The 18,533-nt window shown below is 68.7% G+C and carries 14 protein-coding genes; 6 read left to right on the top strand and 8 right to left on the bottom strand.

The features are described from left to right. Positions 1-62: 62 nt before the first annotated feature. The 4 genes from P0R32_RS09690 to P0R32_RS09675 form a co-directional block, all read right to left on the bottom strand. Positions 63-1,058, bottom strand: a complete 996-nt coding sequence (locus P0R32_RS09690; protein WP_276236754.1) for a GAF domain-containing protein — start codon at positions 1,056-1,058, stop codon at positions 63-65. A gap of 73 nt (positions 1,059-1,131) precedes the next feature. Next, positions 1,132-1,848 carry a fumarylacetoacetate hydrolase family protein gene (locus P0R32_RS09685; RefSeq protein WP_276236753.1) on the bottom strand — a complete coding sequence of 239 codons (717 nt, stop codon included), beginning with the start codon at positions 1,846-1,848 and terminating at the stop codon, positions 1,132-1,134. A 70-nt stretch (positions 1,849-1,918) separates the two neighbouring features. Then, positions 1,919-3,223 (bottom strand): malate synthase AceB, encoded by a 1,305-nt coding sequence (gene aceB / locus P0R32_RS09680; protein WP_276236752.1) that lies wholly within the window; start codon positions 3,221-3,223, stop codon positions 1,919-1,921. A 92-nt stretch (positions 3,224-3,315) separates the two neighbouring features. Then, on the bottom strand, positions 3,316-3,687 hold the full coding sequence (locus tag P0R32_RS09675) for a VOC family protein (RefSeq protein ID WP_276236751.1): 372 nt from the start codon (positions 3,685-3,687) through the stop codon (positions 3,316-3,318). 138 nt (positions 3,688-3,825) lie between these two features. Between P0R32_RS09675 and P0R32_RS09670 the strand changes: the two genes are divergently transcribed. The 4 genes from P0R32_RS09670 to P0R32_RS09655 all read left to right on the top strand — a co-directional run bounded on the left by P0R32_RS09670 (position 3,826) and on the right by P0R32_RS09655 (position 9,861). Then, positions 3,826-6,864: an FAD-binding and (Fe-S)-binding domain-containing protein gene (locus tag P0R32_RS09670; RefSeq protein WP_276236750.1), complete on the top strand. Its 3,039-nt coding sequence runs from the start codon at positions 3,826-3,828 to the stop codon at positions 6,862-6,864. A 183-nt stretch (positions 6,865-7,047) separates the two neighbouring features. Beyond that, positions 7,048-8,763: an Nramp family divalent metal transporter gene (locus P0R32_RS09665; RefSeq protein ID WP_276236748.1), complete on the top strand. Its 1,716-nt coding sequence runs from the start codon at positions 7,048-7,050 to the stop codon at positions 8,761-8,763. Between the two features lie 37 nt (positions 8,764-8,800). After that, positions 8,801-9,280: a hypothetical protein gene (locus P0R32_RS09660; protein ID WP_276236747.1), complete on the top strand. Its 480-nt coding sequence runs from the start codon at positions 8,801-8,803 to the stop codon at positions 9,278-9,280. Continuing rightward, a complete protein-coding gene (locus P0R32_RS09655) occupies positions 9,277-9,861 on the top strand; it encodes a hypothetical protein (RefSeq protein ID WP_276236745.1) in 585 nt (194 codons plus the stop codon). The genes P0R32_RS09660 and P0R32_RS09655 overlap by 4 nt, the downstream gene beginning before the upstream one ends. 19 nt (positions 9,862-9,880) lie before the next feature. Here the strand turns inward: P0R32_RS09655 and P0R32_RS09650 are convergent, their stop codons facing one another. Further along, a complete protein-coding gene (locus P0R32_RS09650) occupies positions 9,881-10,492 on the bottom strand; it encodes a CFI-box-CTERM domain-containing protein (RefSeq protein ID WP_276236743.1) in 612 nt (203 codons plus the stop codon). 86 nt (positions 10,493-10,578) lie between these two features. On the opposite strand from P0R32_RS09650, the gene P0R32_RS09645 reads away from it, so the two are divergent. Continuing rightward, positions 10,579-10,758 (top strand): hypothetical protein, encoded by a 180-nt coding sequence (locus P0R32_RS09645; protein WP_276236742.1) that lies wholly within the window; start codon positions 10,579-10,581, stop codon positions 10,756-10,758. 92 nt (positions 10,759-10,850) lie between these two features. Here the strand turns inward: P0R32_RS09645 and asd are convergent, their stop codons facing one another. Together asd and P0R32_RS09635 are read right to left on the bottom strand one after the other, a co-directional pair. Then, the gene (gene asd / locus P0R32_RS09640; RefSeq protein ID WP_276236741.1) at positions 10,851-11,891 is read right to left on the bottom strand and encodes an aspartate-semialdehyde dehydrogenase; all 1,041 of its coding nucleotides are present in this window, start codon (positions 11,889-11,891) and stop codon (positions 10,851-10,853) included. A gap of 192 nt (positions 11,892-12,083) precedes the next feature. Continuing rightward, positions 12,084-13,256: a cystathionine gamma-synthase gene (locus tag P0R32_RS09635; protein ID WP_276236740.1), complete on the bottom strand. Its 1,173-nt coding sequence runs from the start codon at positions 13,254-13,256 to the stop codon at positions 12,084-12,086. A gap of 146 nt (positions 13,257-13,402) precedes the next feature. On the opposite strand from P0R32_RS09635, the gene P0R32_RS09630 reads away from it, so the two are divergent. Beyond that, entirely contained in the window at positions 13,403-14,422 is a 1,020-nt protein-coding gene (locus tag P0R32_RS09630) for an Acg family FMN-binding oxidoreductase (protein ID WP_276236739.1), read from the top strand. Between the two features lie 58 nt (positions 14,423-14,480). Here P0R32_RS09630 and P0R32_RS09625 read toward each other — a convergent pair whose 3' ends face one another. After that, positions 14,481-18,338, bottom strand: coding sequence for a PAS domain S-box protein (locus tag P0R32_RS09625; RefSeq protein WP_276236738.1), 3,858 nt, complete (start codon positions 18,336-18,338; stop codon positions 14,481-14,483). Positions 18,339-18,533: the final 195 nt, after the last annotated feature.

The following is an 18,533-nucleotide window of genomic DNA, read 5'->3' as shown; positions in this document are numbered from 1 at the left end:
GCGCCCCGCCGACTCAGAGAGGTCGCTCGGTTGGTCGGGTCAGCGGCTCACGATGTCGCGGATCAGTGGCCGGTCGATTCGTCGTCGTCGACGCCAGCAGGGTGGCTGTCGGCAGACGAGTCGTCGGAAGCGTTCGAGTCGGCACCCGCGGCGGGTCTCGCCGCCGCGAGCAGGTCTTCGGCGACGCTCGCGTGCAAGCGGAGCATCTCGCGGTCGGCGGCGGTGGCCGTCCCCGGTTCGCTGCGGAACACCGACAGCGACCCGACGGCGACTCCGTCGACGCGGAGGGGCGCCCCGAGGTACGACCGCAGGTTCAGTTCGACGGCGCGGCTGTGGGCTTCGAACCGCGGGTCGGCGGCGAGGTCGGGCACTTCGTGGACGTCGCCTTCGAGGACGGTGTACGTCGAGACGGAGCGCGCGCGGTCGACGACTGCCGGGAGTCGGGAGTCGGACGCGCCGACGATCCGAAGTCGGTACTCGCCGAGCAGAGCCACGGTGGCGGCTTCGGCGTCGACGGCGCGGACGCTGGCGCTCGCGAGGTCGTCGAGCCCGGCCGACTCGTACAGCCGGTCGACGTCGAGCGCACGAGCGGACGCGACGCGGTCGTCCTCGCGCTCGGCGAGAGGGTAGCTCCGGTGCGTCCGTCGCTCGACGGCGAACTCGGCGGCTGCCGCGACCGCCGATGGGGTGCGTGCCGGGACGTACTCCAGCACGACCGGTCGGCCGTCCGCGTCGGCACCGCCGTGGTCGACGCGACCGCCGCCGCCTGCCAACAGGCACGCCGTGTCGGGATACGCATCGCGGAGGCTCCCGAACGCGACGAGGGGGTCGGCGTCGCTCGTTCCGTCGACGATGACCGCGGCGGGGTAGCCGTCGAACGTGGTGTCCGGAGCGTCCGCCCGTTCGGTGGGGACTCGCTCGACCGGGAACGCCGAGGACGAACGGACGCGTCGAGTCCATTCGTCGTCGTCGCTCACGACCACGAAGCGCTCCGAGGCGTCCGGCATCGGGCCACTCGTCGGACCGGACGCTGGGACGCCCGTCTCCCCGGATGTCATATGCGCGAGTGACACCCGAAGAGGTGGTAAGGGTTGGCTCCCGACTATCAGCCGTGATTGCCGATGGCGCCCGTTACGTGTCCGTGACGACCTCGTTGACGAGCGTGCCGACGCCCTCGTAGGTGATCTCGACCGACTCGCCCGGGTCGACCAGACCGGGGTTGGCGGGGGAGCCGAACGCGACGCAGTCGCCCGCGCGGAACTCGAAGCGCTTCGAGAGGTACGAGACGACCTCGTACGGGTCGAACAGCATCAGTTCCGTGTTCGCCTCCTGTCTACGCTCGCCGCCCACGTCGGTGTGCATGTCGATGCCGGTGGGGTCGAGGTCGGTTTCGATCCACGGCCCGAGCGGGCCGGAGGCGGTGAACGCCTTCCGGGCCGTCCGGCCCTGTTGGTCGAGCGCGTCGACGTCGTTCATGAGCGTGTAGCCGCGGAGCGCGTCGGGCACCTCCTCGGGTTCGAGGTCAGAACAGGGCTCGTCGATGACAGCCACGAGTTCGCCCGCGTACGTCAACTCGTCCGTCCACTCCGGGTAGGGGATGGGGTCGCGGTGACCGACGACGCTGTGGGGCGGTTTGATGAAGAAGTCTGGTTCCTCGGGTCGTTCGTAGTCCATCTGGTCGAGCGTCGCCGCGTAGTTGCGCCCGACGCAAAACAGCGCGTCCGGGTCACAGGGTGCCAGCAGGTCCGCCTCGCTCACCTCGTACTCGGCGTCGTCGGTGACGAGCGTGCCGTCGCGGTACTCCCCTTCGCGGACGCCGGCTTCCGTCTGTGCGCGTGCGAGTCGCATGGCTCCGACTGCGGAGCGGCGGTCGAAAAAACGTTGTCGTCGCGGCGACCCCCGGAGCGCGCGGGGCTCGTCAGTTCCCGACTTCCGTCGCGCGTGCGACCACGTCCGCGCCGTACAGCTCCTCCAGCTCCTCGTGCTGGTCCGGGCGGTGCTCGTACACGTCCTGGAACAGCGTGATGGGAGTCTGTGCGGCCTGATACGTCGCCTCGTCCCACATCCGGTCCTTCTCCAGGGACACCTCGACGCCGTCGATGACGAGCGTCGCAGCCTGCGTCATCGCGATGGCACCCATGCCGGACTCCTTGGCCGCCTCGAACTCCTCCATGGAGTCGACGATGTCGTCCATGCTCGGGACGTACGACGTCATGTCGAGCAGTTCCTCGCGGAGTTCGTCCGCGCTCAGTTCGTGCTCGTCGCCGCCGACGCGGAGCACGTAGCCGTCGCCCGTCTCCTCCAGCGAGAGGTCGTCGCCGTCGTACACCTGCGTGTCGCCGTCGGCGGTCAACTCGACCTCCTCACCGTCCACGTCGAGCAGCCAACTGCCGGTGACGGGCGGGAGCGGGGCCGTGTTCGCCACCTCCACCTGCCCGGGCGTGAGCGACCAGATGCCGGTCATCCCCTTCGCGCGGTTGTCCTCCATGCGCTGTTTGTACCCGTCGACGTCGCGGATGTTGTCGTACGGGCCGTCGACCGCCACGAGTCCGGCGGCACTCGCGCCACGAGAGGTGTTGTGTCGGAGTTCAGGCCACTCGGGGAGTTCGCCGGTCGGCGTCATCCCACGCATGTCCTTCGTGTAGTCGACCTCGCCGTCGACGAGCATGAACATCCGTTCGAGCGTGTTCGACGGCTTGCCCATCTCGTCGCGGATGCGGTTGAGCGCGATTTCAGCCTCGCCGCTCTCGACGATCACCGACATCGAGAGGCTTCCTTCCTCGAGTCCGTGTTCGGCCTCGACGAGTTGGAACGCCTCGTCGGCCTTCTTCCAGTCGTCGATGTCGCCGACCTCGGGGATCACGAACCCGTCGATGTGCTCGACGGCGCCGTTTTCGGGGTCGGCGATCTCTCGCATGTACTCGAAGCCGTTCAGTCGTGTCGTCGGGCGGTCTCGGTGCCACTCGATCCGTGGGTGGATCTCTCCCGGGAAGTCGGCGCCGTGCTCGCCCACGACCTCGATGATGTTCTGTGCGCCCTCCGCTCGCATGTTGGGCGCGGTCGCGTCCTCGTTGTCCGGGATCCACACGTCCGGCGCCTGCATCCCGCGCAAGCCCGCCGCGCGGCGCAGCATCTTCGCCGAGTCGTCACCCTCCTTGATCGCCGTCGGGGACGTGAAGAACGTCCGAACGAACTCGCGTTCGTAATTGCGTTGCACGCTCATGTCTACCGGTTCATGAGTCCCGGCGAACTATCATAAACGTTAGTTCCAGACACAGTTTTGCCCGGACAACCGGATCCCAGCGGGAGTGTGGGTTACTCCAATGGCTGGACCAGTTCGACGGTGTGGCCGTCCGGGTCCTTGAGGAACGCCGTCCGCGCGCCGGCCTCGGGCTGGTCACCCGGTTCCTTCACGACGCCGTGGTGGTCGATGCGCTCGAACGCGGCGTCGACGTCGTCCACCTTCACCGCGAAGTGGTCGTACGCGGTCCCCTCCTCGAAAGTGTCCTCGCCGTCGGTGTCGGACAACTGGAGTTCGACGCCGTTCTCGTCGGCGACGTACAGGTTCCGCGTGTCGCCGTCGGCGGTCGTGAACTCCCACGAGCGCTCGAAGCCGAGGTTGTCCGCGTACCAGTCGGCCGCACGGTCGGCGTCGGCGACGTTGAGACAGATGTGGATGAACGCCATGCTCGTGAGTGACACACGGGCGGACATAACGGTTGGTGTCATCCCACCGCCGCCGCGCGATAGACGCCGGCTGTCGAGGAGCGTCGGGTGGCAACATTTGACAAAGAGTATTTACACGATTGTTCCTTCGGTTCCCACATGGCAACGAACGAACCGAACGCGTCGTCGCGATGGGACACGTCGGCGGCTTCGCTGGGGTACGACAGGCCGGACGTGGCCGAGTACGAGGCGCTCGCGTCGGATCTGCGCGACCGAGTGGCCGGCGAGGTCCAGTTCGACGAGTACGCGCAGGTGCTGTACGCGACCGACGGGTCGATCTATCGGGCGCGGCCCGCGGGTGTCGTCTGCCCGCGCGACGCCGACGACGTGGTCGCCGTTCACGAAGTCGCCGCCAAGCACGACGTGCCGGTGCTGCCGCGCGGGACGGGGTCGTCGTTGGCGGGGCAGTCGGTCGGTCCCGGCTGTGTGGTCATCGACACGACGCGCCACATGGACGACATCGTCGACGTGGACCCCGGGGCGCGAGAGGCGACGGTGCAACCGGGAGTCGTCCAAGACCACCTCGACGACCGCCTGGCCGAAGACGGCCTGAAGTTCGCGCCGGACCCCGCGTCGTCCGGGCGCGCGACGGTCGTCGGCGGCATCGGTAACAACTCGACGGGCGCTCACTCGGTGCGCTACGGCATCACCGACGCCTACACCGAGGAGTTGGACGTGGTGCTGGCTGACGGCACCCGGATCACCACCCGCGAGGTGGTGCTCGGCTCCGACGAGCACGAGGCGATCATCGACGAGGGTGGGATCGAGGCGGAACTGTACCGCACGGTCGAGGGCCTAGTTCGCGAACACGAGGACGAAATCGACGCGAAGTACCCGAGCCTCAAGCGCTCCGTCTCCGGCTACAACCTCCACAAGGTGATCTACGAGAACGACGACGGCGAGGAGGTGATCAACCTCTCGAAACTGTTCGTCGGCGCGGAGGGGACCCTCGGCACCATCGTGGAGGCGACCGTCTCGCTCGTCTCCAAACCAGAGGAGACCGCCCTCGCCCTCTACTGCTTCGACGACCTCGTCGACGCCATGGAGGCCGTCCCGGTCGCGCTGGAGTACCCCGTGAGCGCAGTCGAGTTGATGGACGACGAGGTGTTCCGACTCGCCCGCGAGTCGACCGAGTACGCCCAGTACGAGGAGCCGATCCCCGACGGCACCGCGGCGGCACTGATGCTGGAGTGGGACTCGGAGTTGATGGACGACTTCGAGGCCGCCGTCGCCGACACGAACGCCGAGTTCGTGGACTCGGGCGCCGCCTTCGACGTGCTGGAGGCGTACAGCGACGAGGCGCAGGGGAAGCTCTGGAAGCTCCGGAAGGCCGCGATTCCGCTGTTGATGAGTCTGGAGGGCGACCCGAAGCCGTACCCGTTCATCGAGGACGCGACCGTCCCGCCCGAGGAACTCGCCGAGTACGTTCAGGAGTTCGAAGACGTGTTGGAGGCGCACGGCACCTCGGCGGCGTACTTCGCGCACGCTGGGTCCGGCACGCTCCACATCCGGCCGATCTTGAACCTGAAACAGGAGGACGGCATCGAGACGATGCACTCCATCACCGACGACGTGACCGACCTCGTGCTCGACCACTTCGGCGCGTTCTCCGGCGAGCACGGCGACGGCCTCGCGCGCACGGAGTTCAACCCCAAGATGTACGGGCCGGCGCTGTGGGGCGCGTTCCAGGATCTGAAGAGCGCGTTCGACCCGGACTGGCGGATGAACCCCGGGAAGGTCGTGTACGTCGACGGCGAGACGGCTGCCGAGCAGGGGTACCCCGAGTCGGCGGCCGACACGGACATGCGGGAGAACCTGCGCTACGGCGCCGACTACCAGTCGATCGAACCGCAGACGGCGATCGACTTCTCTGACGAGGGCGGGTTCGCCCACCTCGTCGAACTGTGCAACGGCTGTGGCACCTGCCGGGAGACGGAGGGGGACGTGATGTGTCCCACATATCGCGCCTCGAAGGAGGAGGTGCAGGCCACGCGAGGGCGCGCGAACATGCTCCGCGCGGCCATCTCCGGCGACCTCTCCGAAGACGAAATCCACTCCGACCGCTTCCAAGAGGAGGTTCTCGGGCTCTGCGTCGGCTGTAAGGGCTGTATGTCGGACTGCCCGACCGGCGTCGACCTCGCGAAGCTGAAGGCGGAGGTGAAACACGAACACCACGAGCGCGAGGGCGCGGGCCTGCGCGAGCGACTGTTCGCCGACATCGACACGGCGAGTCGGATCGGGAGCGCGTTGGCGCCGGTGGCGAACGCGGCGGCGACGCTCCCGGGCGCGCGGACGGTGATGGAGAAGACGCTCGGTATCGCCAGCGACCGCGCGCTCCCGACGTTCACCCGCGACACGTTCCGCAAGCGGTTCGAGCGACGCGGCGGGGCGGCCGTGAGCGCCGCCCGTGCCGACGCCCGGGTCGTCCTGTTCCCCGACACCTACACGAACTACAGCAAGCCCGACGTGGGGATGGCCGCCGTCGAGGTGCTGGAGGCGGCGAACGTCCACGTCCGCGTCCCCGACGACCTCGCGGCCTCGGGCCGGGCGGCGTTCTCGACCGGTTTCCTCGAGAAGGCGCGCGACCGCGCCGCGGCAAACGTCGAGGCGCTGGCGCCGTTCGTCGAGGAGGGGTACGACGTCGTCTCCGTCGAGCCGTCGGACGCGGTGATGTTCCAAGACGAGTACCTGGATCTGCTCGACGGCGACGCCGTCGAGGCCGTGTCGGCCGCGAGTTACGGCGTCATGGAGTACCTCGACACGACGCGACTGGACGTGGCGATGTCGTTCCGGCATGACCCCGAGGCCGGCGAGACGCTCGCGTACCACGGCCACTGCAACCAGAAGTCGCTCAACAAAGACCACCACGCGGTCGGCGTGCTCAGGCGCGCCGGCTACGACGTCGACCCGCTCGACACCACCTGCTGCGGGATGGCCGGGAGCTTCGGGTACGAGGCCGAACACTACGACCTGTCGAAGGCTATCGGTTCGATGCTGTTCGAGGCACACGACGAGAGTCGCGCCGACGCCATCACCGCGCCGGGCGCGTCGTGCCGGTCGCAGTTGGGGGACCGCGACGGCGCGAGCGAACAGCCACCCCACCCGATCGAGAAGGTCGCCGCCGCGCTGGCGGAGTAGCGACACGGATGGGGCGCGACCCCGAATTCCGGGCGCTCCGCTCCCGAAAAGCTCGGATCGTGGATGTGTGGTCGGTTGACCGACACTATTATGTCGTTTCGTAAGACAGTAGCCACCGCATCGTACGAGGAACGTTGACACGGAACGTGGCCCGTAATCGCACGGGCCGCCGCACGAGAGACAATGGACAGAGACGAGACCCGCACCGACGGCGGCGTGACCGACACGGACGACGTGTACGCGACCGAGAGCGTCGGTGAACAGTACCGAGAGACGGTGTATCGTGACATCGACTACGACTCGTTACGGGACGCGCCGGAGACGGCGGAGTACCCCGACCCCGACAAGGGCGGGAACTTCAAGGTATCCGACCTCCCGAAGGTGCCGAAAGTCTCCCACATCGTCGGCCCCAGCGCGATCATGTTGGGGGCGTCGCTCGGCAGCGGGGAGACGATGTTCTGGCCGACGCTGGTCGCCCAGAACGGCTGGGGGCTGTACTGGGCGTTCTGGGTTGGCGTCATCACCCAGTTCTTCATCAACACGGAGCTTCAGCGCTGGACCATCGCCACGGGGGAGAGCATCTTCCGCGCCTTCGAGCGGATGAGCTCCCTGTGGCCGTGGTTCTTCCTCGTCGCCGGCTTCATCCACCTCGGCTGGCCCGGGTGGGCCGCCGGCGCCTCGCAGGTGGCGGCGGCCGGCATCGGCATCTCGACGAGCAGTTGGCCGATCATCGGCATCGGCCTGATGGTCCTGATCTGGCTGTCGTACCAGGCGGGGCCGATCATCTACAACATCATCGAGAAGGCACAGGTCGCGCTGATGGTGGTCGCCATCGCCGGCGCGGTCGTGCTGGTGTTCCTGGTCGGCTCTGCGGGCCAGTTCGCGAACATCCCGGCGGGGGCCGTCAACTTCGGCGCGCTCCCGGAGAACATGGACATCGCGGTGTTCCTCGGCGGCCTCGCGTACGCGGGCGCCGGCGGGTACATCAACCTCTCGCAGGGCGTGTGGGCCCGGGAGAAGGGGTACGGGATGGCGACGTACCAGGGGCGCGTGCTCAACCCCCTCCAGAGCGGCGGGGAGATCGAGACCGTCCACGAGAACGGCGTCGTGTTCGAGCCGACGCGGACGAACATGCGTCGCTGGCGCGCGTGGTGGAAGATCTGCCAACAGGAGCACTTCCTCACGTTCGTCGTCGGCCTGCTGGTCGTCGCGACCGTCGCGATGACGATCACCGCCGAATACGCCGCGGGCACCGAGGTCGGCGCCATCGAGATGTGGCTCACCGAGGTGATCCCGGCCGTCGGGGGCGTCAGCGGCGCGTTGCTGTACGTGGTGATCTTCATCGCGCTGTTCTCGACGCAGTACGCGATCCTCGAGTCGTTCGTCCGCAACAGCGTCGACATCCTCTACGAGATGTACGGTCGCCAGGCCGGCTGGGACCTGAACCGGGTGTTCTTCGGCCTGCTCACCGGCTTCACCCTCTGGGGGATTGGGATCATCGGGCTCCAGTTGGAGCAGCCGTGGATCCTGCTCGTGCTGGGTGCGGCCATCGCTGGCGTGATGATGTGGCCGTACAACGCGCTCGTCACCATCCTCAACACGACGCGGCTCCCGGAGCACACCCAGCCTGGCTGGGCTCGCGTCGTCGCGATGTGGTGGGCGACGGGCTTCTTCGGGTTCTTCAGCGTCCTGCTCATCAGCGACCAGTTGGTGAGTCGATTCGGCCTGGACGTGTTCGCGACGGAGGTCGGCGTCGCTGGGAGCGCACCCGGCGGCTACCTCCTGTGGGTGCTCGCGCTCGCCGTGCAGGTGTACACGATGTACCGCTCTGCACAGGGGAAACTGGAGTCGAGTGACACCGTCGACGAGGCGGACGAGGCGACCGGCCTGCTCGCGTGAGCGGGCCGAGACGTGATATTTCCGGACACCGATCCACATGACAGACGACACACCCCGACCGACCGACTCGGCCGTCGACGACCTCGGCGGCGCGCTCGTGGCGTACCGGCTGGCGATCTACCTGGGCGGCCTCGCCGTCATCGGCCTCCCGCTGGCGCTGCGGGAGGCGGTCGGCGTGACCGTCCCGCCCGCGGCGCGGACCGCGCTCACGGTCACCACCATCGCGGTGATGGTCGTGACCTACCTGTTCGAGCGGCGCCTGGGCATCGACGGCGACCACGCGGCGGACACCGGCGGGGCGACCGCCGGCGACGGTGGCTACCCACTCGGGACGAGGGCGGCCATCGCGGTGGCTGTGCTCGGCCTCGCTGCCGGCGTGTACGTCACACTGGAGGTGTCGGTCGGCGCGGGACTGCTGTTCGTCGGCGGCGCCTACCTGTTCGCGTTCCTCGCGTACGGGCGCGGCGACGCGCCCGAGGCCGACACCGAGACCGAACCCGACGGAGGCGTGTCGTGAGCGCCGACCGCGACGCCGCCGTGTCGGCTGCCGCCGGCGACGCCGACTCCGATCAGACCGACCCTGCGGCGGATGGAGCGCCGACGGACTCGGAGGCGTTCGAGTCCGGGGTCGAGGTCGAGGTGCACGCCCACTTCGGGATGACCGGGTCGTTCCCGCTGCGGATCGCAGAGACGTTCTTCGCCTCCGACGGCGTCCACGTCGCCGAGTACGGGGCGATCACTCCCATGTTCGGGATCGGCGCGCGGAAACACCGCCGCGAGGCCGCCGCGATGCGGCAGTTGCTGGAGCAGTACGGCATCGACGAGGTACTCGCGCGCGCCGACGCGGTGACGTGGCTGTCGTACGAGTCGCTCGACCGAGTCGTCGTCAGCGACGGCGGCCGGTTCGGCAACCCCCGACTCGGCATCTACGCGGTCGACGAGACGGCCAAGGCGTACCGGATCCACGCCGAGGAGTTCGACCCGGACGACTTCGTCGCGGAGCTGTCACCGGTGGCAGACCGCGAGGGGTTCACGGTCGAACGCGAAGCCGGGTTGGGCTACCGACCCGCCGAGAGCCTCCGCCGCTTCTTCGGGTGAAGCGCGGGGTCACTCGGGCTCACTCGGGGGCCGCTCGCTCGCTGGGGCGCCGCCTCGCGACTGCGACGGCGTGGCCGGCGGCGGCGACCGTGACGCCGACGACGTACAGGAGGGTCAACACCACGCTCAGCGCCGCGGTCGCGAGGGGGCCGCCGTCTCGCCGGCGACGTGCGAGCACGGCACAGCCCCGGACGATGCGCCGGACGGCACGCGCGGTGTACCCCTCGGGAGCAGCCGCGAGGGTGTCGGCTATCGGCGGGCTGATCAGTTCGTACAGCCTCACGAGGGGGCGACCGACCGGCGAGGGCCGGAGTGCGTCGTCGCGGAACGCTCGCAACGACGCGAGCGTCTCGGCCTCACCCGCGACCGCGGTCGTGATGAAGCAGGCGCTGTGGTGTTGTTCGACGCTCACCCGCGAGAGCTCTTCCTTGGGGTAGACGGTCGTCTCCTCGGCGGGGAAGCCAGTCTCCGTCGAGACGAAAAATGCCGTCTCCGACTCGCGAAGGAGCACGTCCCCGTGTTCGTGGCGTTCGCCCGCCGCGGTCACTACCTCGACGTACTTGCGGCGACCGTCGCCGACGGCGTCGGCCACGCCCGCAGCGCGGTGGTCGTCGTCGCTCCCCTCGGTCATGCGCCGCGGTATCGCGCGCCACATCATAAATCCCCGTCACGATCCGGGAGTGGCGAGCTTTTGCGGCTCCGCCACGTACCCGCGGCGTGACCGGAATCATCGATTTGGTGCTCGCGAGCCCCCTGAACGTCGTGATCGTCATCGCCGCCGTCGCCGTCTCGGGACGGCTGCTCGTCGACGGCGCGTACGTCGCCGCGCTGGGACTGCTCGTTCCACTCGCCGTCTTGACGTACCTCGCGGAGACCGACGCGGCGCTGATGCGGTAGTCGCGCGCGAACCGAGACGGCGGTCCGAGAGACGGAACGGTACTGCGACGAGACGGAGACTGCCGAAGGAGCGGGAGGAGTCGCCGAGTCGTTCAGATCCAGCCTTCGCTGGCGAGCAACTCGCCGTTGAGGACGGAGGCGCCGGCGGCGCCGCGGATCGTGTTGTGCGCGAGGCAGTTGTACTTCACACCAGACGGCGTCGACTGGACGCCGCCGGCGACCACCTGCATCCCGTCGCCGCGCATCCGGTCCATCCGTGGCTGCGGGCGCTCGGGTTGGTCGTCGCCGAACACGTGAATGAGCGGCTCCGGCGACGACGGGAGATCCGCGCTCGGGAACGACGCCATCGCGTCGCGCACCTCGTCGACGGAGGGGTCGGCGTCGAGTTCGGCGAACACGTTCTCGAGGTGGCCGTCGATGGTCGGGATGCGGTTGCAGGAGGCGGCCACCTCCGCGTCGTGGAGCGACAGTTCGGCGCCGTCGAACGAGCCGAGGAGCTTCCGACTCTCGGTCTCCATCTTCTCCTCCTCGCCGCCGATGTGCGGGATGGCGTTGTCGATGATCTCCATCGACGTGACGCCGTCGTAGCCGGCGCCGGAGACGGCCTGCAGGGTCGACACCTGCACGCGTTCAAGGCCGAACTCGTCGAGCGCCGCGAGCGTCGGCACCATCGTGATGGTCGAGCAGTTCGGGTTCTTCACGAGCGCGCCGTCCCAGCCGCGCTCGTCGCGCTGGACCTCGATCAGGTCGAGGTGGTCGGGGTTGATCTCGGGGATGGTGAGCGGGACGTCCTCGGCCATGCGAGCGTTCGAGGAGTTCGAGGAGACGACGTAGCCCGCCTCACACAGGTCGGGTTCGATCTCGGCGGCGACGCCGGAGGGGAGCGAGGAGAACAGCAGGTCGACGTCGTCGGGGATCTCTGCAGGGTCGGTCGCGCGGACGGTGCTGTCGCGGACGGAGTGCGGGATCGCAGAGTCGAGGCGCCACTTCGCCGCCTCGCTGTACGGCTTGCCCGCGGAGGACTCGCTGGCGGTCAGACAGGCGATGTCGAACTGTGGGTGGTCGTCGAGCAGTTGGATGAACCGCTGACCCACGGCGCCGGTGGCGCCGAGGATACCGACTCGGTGAGACATTGTGTGTCGCTGTGTCACACTCGGATAAGACGCTTCGGATCCGGGAGAGCCCGGCGAGCATTGCCGTATCCGCGGTTCTTCGGGGGCGACGCCGATCCGGCGAGAGTCCGTCGGTGTCCACCCGTCTTCGGTGACGGATCGTCGCGGCGCGGTTCCCTGGCCGACAGTGCGCCGACCGCGCGCGTCCGGGGACTACTCCAGCGCCGCGTCGAACGCCGCCTGCAGGTCCGCCTTCATGTCGTCGATGTGCTCGACGCCGACGGAGACGCGGATCAGGCCGTCGGTGAGGCCGGCGGCCTCGCGCTCCGCCTTCGGGATGGCCGCGTGGGTCATCGCTGCGGGCTGTTCGATGAGGCTCTCGACGCCGCCGAGCGACTCCGCGAGCGTGAACACCTCGGTCTCCTCGACGACCGTACTCGCCTGTTCGAGGGTGCCGTCGAACTCGAACGACAGCATCCCGCCGAAGTCGTCCATCTGCTCGCTCGCCAGGTCGTGTTGCGGGTGGCTGTCGAGGCCGGGGTAGTACACGCGGTCGACGGCGTCGTGGTCGTCGAGCCACGCCGCGAGGTCGCGGGCGTTGTCGCAGTGGCGGTCCATCCGCACCGGGAGCGTCTTCGTGCCGCGGAGGACGAGGAAGCAGTCGAACGGGCCCGGCGTCGCGCCCACCGAGTTCTGGTAGAACCCGATGCGCTCGTCCAACTCCTCGTCGTCGACGACGAGGGCGCCGCCGACCACGTCGGAGTGGCCGCCGAGGTACTTCGTCAGCGAGTGGCTCACGATGTCGGCGCCGTGCTCCAGGGGGCGCTGGAGGTACGGCGTCGCGAACGTGTTGTCGACGGCGCACAGCGCGTCGTACTCGTGCGCGACGTCGGCGAGCGCGTCGATATCGTTGACGCGCATCAGGGGGTTGGTCGGCGTCTCGACCCACAGCAACGCGGTCTCCTCGCGCATCGCGTCGCGGACGGCGTCGTGGTCGGTCGTGTCGACGAAGTCGAACTCCAGGTCGTAGTCCTCGTACACCTGCGTGAAGATGCGGTGGGTGCCGCCGTACACGTCGTCGCCGGTGACGACGTGGTCGCCGGCTTCGAGGAGGTTGAGCACGGTGTTGATCGCGCCCATCCCCGAGGCGAACGCGCGGCCGAACTCGCCGCCCTCCAGCGCCGCGAGGTTCGCCTCCAGGTCCGTCCGCGTCGGGTTCCCGGTGCGGCTGTACTCGTAGCCGCGGTGGTCGCCGGGGGCGTCCTGCTTGTACGTGGAGTTGGCGTAGATGGGCGTCATCAACGCCCCCGTCTCGGTGTCGGGCTGTTGGCCGGCGTGGATGGCGTCCGTCTCGATGCGGAACTCGCGCTCGTCGTCGTCGCTCATACCCAGCCCGAGGGTACCGGTCGGTGTGATTCTTGCCATTGTCGCGTGCGATGGGTGAGCCACGACGTGGGCGCGCGTCGTCCGGCGTCTTCCACTGTCGGTAGAACCGTGGATAACCTGATTCGGCGCGTCGCTGAACACCCGGCATGGACCCCGCTGACCTGACGACCGACGTGTGGGACGTCGACGCGGCCGACTTCCCGGCAGAGGGGACGGTCGAGGAGCAGGTACGGTTCCTGCTGCGGTACGCGGTGCTCGCGCCGTCGAGCCACAACGCCCAGCCGTGGTCGTTCGGCGTGGACGACTGCGGCACGGTCACCGTCCGGGGCGTCGACGACCGGTGGCTCCGCGAGGCCGACCCGGACCGGCGGGAGTTTCACCTGAGCCTCGGCTGTGCCGTCGAGACGCTCCGGATCGCCGCCCGACGGTTCGGACTCGGCTGTCGGGCCGTGACGCCCGCGGAGGGCGCGGTCGTCGCGCGTGTCGAGATCGGACCGGGAGGCAACCCTCCACTCGACGCGGATCTCTTCGACCAGATCACCGAGCGCTACACCGACCATCGGCCGTTCCAGTGGACACCGGTCCCGACCCCAGTCCTCGAGAATCTCCGTGCCGAGGCCGCGGAGTTCGACGTCGCCGTCCGGATCGTTCGCGAAGAACGGCCCAAGCGTTCGCTCGCAGAACTCCAGGCGAACGCGGACCGGGCGCAGATGACGTCCCCGGCCTACAGACGGGAACTCGGTCGGTGGATCGGGATGGGTGCACTCGGCGATTCGTGGCTCGCCGCGCGCATTGGACGGGCCGCAGTCACCCAGTTGAACCTCGGCGGTCGTGAGGCACGCCGCAACTCGGCGCTGATCGAGTCGGCACCGGTGGTGGCGGTGCTCTCGACGGGCGACGACGAGCGCCCCACGCAGGTCGCCACGGGCCGGGCGTTTCAGCGGATGGCGCTCGCGGCGAGCGCGGCGGGGCTCGCCGTCCACCCGATGAGTCAGATCCTCGAACGCCCCGACGACCGCGAGCGACTTCGGGAACTGCTCGACCTCGACGGCCGCCCCCAGCACCTGTTCCGCCTCGGCGCAGTCGACGGCCGACAGCCCCACACGCCGCGGTGGCCCGCCGAGTCAGTCACGGTCGACGGGGGCGCGCCCGACGACGCGGAGTGACCGGACGACGTGCGACGACGGAGACGACGGAGACGACGGGGGAGACGGCGCCGACGCCTTACGTCTCCGCGCCCGGGTCGAACAGGTGGCTCATCACCCGCCGCTCGGCGACGCGGAGGTGGCGGTTGACCGTTGGCTGAGAGACGCCGAGCGTCGAGGCGATGCCCTCGCCCGTCGTGTCGCGAGGCCAGTTGAAGAAGCCCGCGTAGTAGGCGGTCCGGAGCACCTCCAACTGGCGGTCCGTGAGGTCACCCAGAATCGTCTCGACGACGCCCTGTCTGGTCTGGATCGCGCGGTCGTGCTCGCGGCGACTGCGGAGTTCGACGTCGTACTCCTCGCCGAGCATCTCCACGAACGTCCGCACGTCCGTCGACACCGGGAGGTCGACCTCGACCGTGAGTCCGTCCGCGTCGGCCCGGATCGAACTCGGGTGGCCCCCGTGGCGGACCAGTTTCGTCACCAGGGAGGTGCCGCGGGAGTCCACCTCGAACACGTCGCCCTCCTCGCTCTCGCTGACGTGGCGGTACGCCTCGACGGCGTGGAGCGAGCCCAGCGTGTCCTCGACGACGGATCTCGGGACGCCGCTCGTCCGCACGAACAGCCGCGCCGTCTCCTCGTGACTCGTCGACAGGCCGATGTACGTCACCGTACAGCCGGCGTCGCGGGCGATGGTGGTGAGCAGGTCGCCCGTCCCCTCCAGGCGCAAGGTGAGCGACACGGCCCGGTCGGCCTGGAGCGCCTGCCGCGTCGAGGTGCTCGCGATGGCGTTGGCGATGCTCTCTCCGAGTTCGGCGAACACTCGCTGTTCGAGGTCGCCGAACGTCCGCGGTGCGCTCGCGTAGACGGCGAGCACCCCGTAGCTGTACTCGTCGAACGCCAGCGGGACGGCGAGCACCGACTGGACGTTCGCGGCGAGCGCCGCCCGTCGCCAGGGCGCCGTCTGGATGTCGCTGGCGACGTTCGACACGACGGCGGGCGCCCCCGTCGCAGCTGCCTCGACGGCGGGTTCACGCTCGCCCGACACCTCGTCGAACGAGACGCTGTCGAGGTACCCTCTGTCGTCACCCGCCCACACTCTGGGCGCCACCGTTCCGGAAGCCCCCTCCACCCCACCAATCCACGCGAACTCGATGTCCTCGCCGCTGGCGAGTCGCTCGCAGACGGTCGACTCCAACCCCTCGCGGTTCGTCGCGTCCACGAGCGAGCGGTGGACCGACCGGATCGTCTCGTTGATCCGTATCTGTCGGCGCAGCTGTTCGTTCTGCTCGTTGAGTCGCTCGTCGCGCTCGCGGAGTTCCGTCTCGCTGTCGATGCGGGCGAACGCCTCCTCCGCCGTCGCCACGAGCGTCTCGACCAGCTGTCGGGTGTCGTCGTCGATGACCTTCTGCTGGTCGACGGCGACGAATGCGCCGTACTCGCCAATCGGCACCACGAGGCCATTCTCGATGGGGGCGACGAACGGCGCGCCCGCCGACTCGACATCGTCGATGACGGTGAGACTGTCCGTGACGAACGACCGCCACAGCAGCGAGTCGGTCTCGGGACCGACGGGCGCAGGCTCGATGTCGCAGTACTCCCTGAACGCCTCGGAGTGGGCCACCGGTCGGAGGGCGTTCACCTCATCGTCGTACAGGAAGATGCAGAACACGGAGACGTCGAGGGTGTCCTCCGCGGCGTCAACGATCAGTCTCGCCGCCGCCTCCGGTTCCTCCGCGTGGAGGAGCGCGCGCGTCGAGTCGTGGAGCGACGCCAACGCGAGTTCGCGCTCCTTCTGCTCGGTGATGTCCTGCACCGCACCGCGGATGCCCACGATATCGTCGTCCTCGACGATCGGTTCCCCGATTCCGTGTATCCACCCGAACGTGTCGTCGCCGGTGCGCCCGCGCGCCACGATATCGAAGCCCGTGCCGGTCTCGACTGCGGTCCGGATCTTGTCCTGGATTGCGCCCTTGTCGTCGGGGTAGTACAGGTCGAGCACCGTGTCCAGGTCGATGTCGGCATCGGGAGAGAATCCGTGGAGGTCCGTGAGCGACTCCGTCCACGTCAGCGACGGCGGCTCCGTGGTCACGTCGAGTTCCCAGCCGCCGAAGTTCGCCATCCGGCCGGCCTGGTCGAGGAGGTCCCTGGTCCGCTCGAGTTCCAGCGCGCGCTCTTTCTGCTCGGTGATGTCCTGGACGGACCCGCGAACGGCGACGACGGCGTCGTCCTCGAAGACGGGGTCGCCGATTGCGCGCACCCACTTCTGGCGTCCACTCGCGGTTATCAACCGGGCCTCGACGTTGTACTGGTCGCCGCCGGCCAGCGCCCGTTCGACTCCCTCGCTGACGCGCTCCCGGTCGTCTGGGTGGTAGAAGGCGATGGCGTCGTCCACGTCCACCTCGGCGTCGGTCGGCAGGTCGTGGATGCGGTACACCTCCTCGGTCCAGTGGAGGGTGGGGGTGTCTCCCTCGCCGACCTCGAGTTCCCAGCCGCCGAGATTCGCGAGACGCTCGGCCTGTTGGAGCAGGTGCTTGGTTCGTTCGAGGGTGCGCTCGCTCCGCTTGCGCTCGGTGATGTCCTGACTGATCCCCATGACGCCGACGACTGAGCCGTCCCTGTCGAGGTACGGGAACTTGTTGTCGGCGAAGACGTGCTCGCGACCGTCGATCATCGTCGTCGTCTCCAAGGTGATGGGCGTGCCGGTGCGGAGCACCTCCGCGTCGCCCCGCTGGACGTCCTCGATGGCGCCGGGTTCGAACAGTTCCTCGTCACGTTTCCCGAGGACGTCGACCGGGTCGAGTCCGAAGTAGGCCGCAGCCGCCTCGTTCACGAACGTGTAGGTCCCGTCGAGGTCTTTGATGTAGATCGGGTGGATGGTGTTCTCGACGAGCGCGGCGGTCTGCCGCTCCTGTTCGGACCGGTCGGTCACGTCCTCTTGGAACAGCACGAAGTGGGCCACCGCACCCTCCTCGTCGAAGACGGGCGCGACGCTCACCCGGTTCCAGAACGGCGTGCCGTCCTTCCGGTAGGTGCGGAGTTCGACCGACGCCGGGTCCCGTTCGTCGAGCGCCCACTGGAGAGCCGCGACGGCGTCCTCGTCGGTGCCAGCCCCGTGGAGGAACTGCCACGGTTGGCCGACACTCTCCACTTCCGTGTAGCCGGAGATGGACTCGAACGCCTCGTTCGCCGCGGTGATTGGGTAGTCGTCGCCCGCCGGGTCGAGGATGGTGACGCCGACCGGCGCGGCCTCCATCGTCTTGCTCGCGAGTCGCAGCGACGACGTGTTCGCCCGCCGCTCGAACACTTGGCCGATCCACCTGCTGACGAGGTCGGCGAACTCCGTCTGGACGGGTGGGAACGGGGCCGCGCGCGGTTCAGAGCCGACGAAACAGACGACACCGTACGGCGCTCGGTCGACGCGGAGTTCGGCCCCCAAGAAACAGCCCACCGGGGGTGCCGCGTCGTCGTCCTCGTGGTCGCTCGCGTCCAGATCCGCGACGCCGTAGACGGCGTCGTGGGTCCGAGCCGTCTCGCGACACAGCGTGTCGACCACGCCGGTCACGGTGTCGGTTTCCCGGAACTCGTCACCGACGGTGGTCGTCACCTGGTAGGTGTCGGTCGCCTCGTCGAAGGTCGCCACGAAGGCGTGTTCCACCCTGAACAGGTCCGCCGCGAGCGACACGACCGTCGCCACCTTGTCGTCGTCGCTCGTGGTGTCGTCGGCCACCACCTCGTCGAACCGCTGGCGGTAGCGATCCGCGGTCGCCGCCTCGCGGTCGCGCGCGGTGACGGTCGCGCTCAGTTCCTCGACCGCCGCGCACAACTCACCGAACTCGTCGTCGCGGTCGACTGCGAACTCGACCGACTCGCCGTCGGCAGCGCGCCGCACCTTGTCGGTCAGCGTGGCGAGGGCGTCCGATCCGATCACCACCGTCATCGGCCCGCTCCAGGCGGAGGAGTGGGGGGGACGTCGGTCGCGCGCCGAGACCGTCGCGCCCCCGCAGACCCGAGTCGTCGGCTACGGGCACCCTCGGTGGCGGTCGCGCTCGCGTCCACCGATTCCCGTCCGTCGGACCGGCGTGACACTATACACATACCGTCCTCATTCGCACTCCGTCGATATACATCTAGG

It is taken from the genome of Halobaculum marinum (assembly GCF_029338555.1).
Classification (GTDB): Archaea; Halobacteriota; Halobacteria; order Halobacteriales; family Haloferacaceae; genus Halobaculum; species Halobaculum marinum.
The sequence above is the reverse complement of the archived record's forward strand: the minus strand, read 5'-3'. Positions and strand labels throughout refer to the sequence as shown.

Bases quoted from the DNA above. Each gene is read 5' to 3' on its own strand.
- P0R32_RS09690 (WP_276236754.1), bottom strand. From the start codon at position 1,058: ATGACATCCGGGGAGACGGGCGTCCCAGCGTCCGGTCCGACGAGTGGC.
- P0R32_RS09685 (WP_276236753.1), bottom strand. From the start codon at position 1,848: ATGCGACTCGCACGCGCACAGACGGAAGCCGGCGTCCGCGAAGGGGAG.
- aceB (WP_276236752.1), bottom strand. From the start codon at position 3,223: ATGAGCGTGCAACGCAATTACGAACGCGAGTTCGTTCGGACGTTCTTC.
- P0R32_RS09675 (WP_276236751.1), bottom strand. From the start codon at position 3,687: ATGGCGTTCATCCACATCTGTCTCAACGTCGCCGACGCCGACCGTGCG.
- P0R32_RS09670 (WP_276236750.1), top strand. From the start codon at position 3,826: ATGGCAACGAACGAACCGAACGCGTCGTCGCGATGGGACACGTCGGCG.
- P0R32_RS09665 (WP_276236748.1), top strand. From the start codon at position 7,048: ATGGACAGAGACGAGACCCGCACCGACGGCGGCGTGACCGACACGGAC.
- P0R32_RS09660 (WP_276236747.1), top strand. From the start codon at position 8,801: ATGACAGACGACACACCCCGACCGACCGACTCGGCCGTCGACGACCTC.
- P0R32_RS09650 (WP_276236743.1), bottom strand. From the start codon at position 10,492: ATGACCGAGGGGAGCGACGACGACCACCGCGCTGCGGGCGTGGCCGAC.
- asd (WP_276236741.1), bottom strand. From the start codon at position 11,891: ATGTCTCACCGAGTCGGTATCCTCGGCGCCACCGGCGCCGTGGGTCAG.
- P0R32_RS09635 (WP_276236740.1), bottom strand. From the start codon at position 13,256: ATGAGCGACGACGACGAGCGCGAGTTCCGCATCGAGACGGACGCCATC.
- P0R32_RS09630 (WP_276236739.1), top strand. From the start codon at position 13,403: ATGGACCCCGCTGACCTGACGACCGACGTGTGGGACGTCGACGCGGCC.
- P0R32_RS09625 (WP_276236738.1), bottom strand. From the start codon at position 18,338: ATGACGGTGGTGATCGGATCGGACGCCCTCGCCACGCTGACCGACAAG.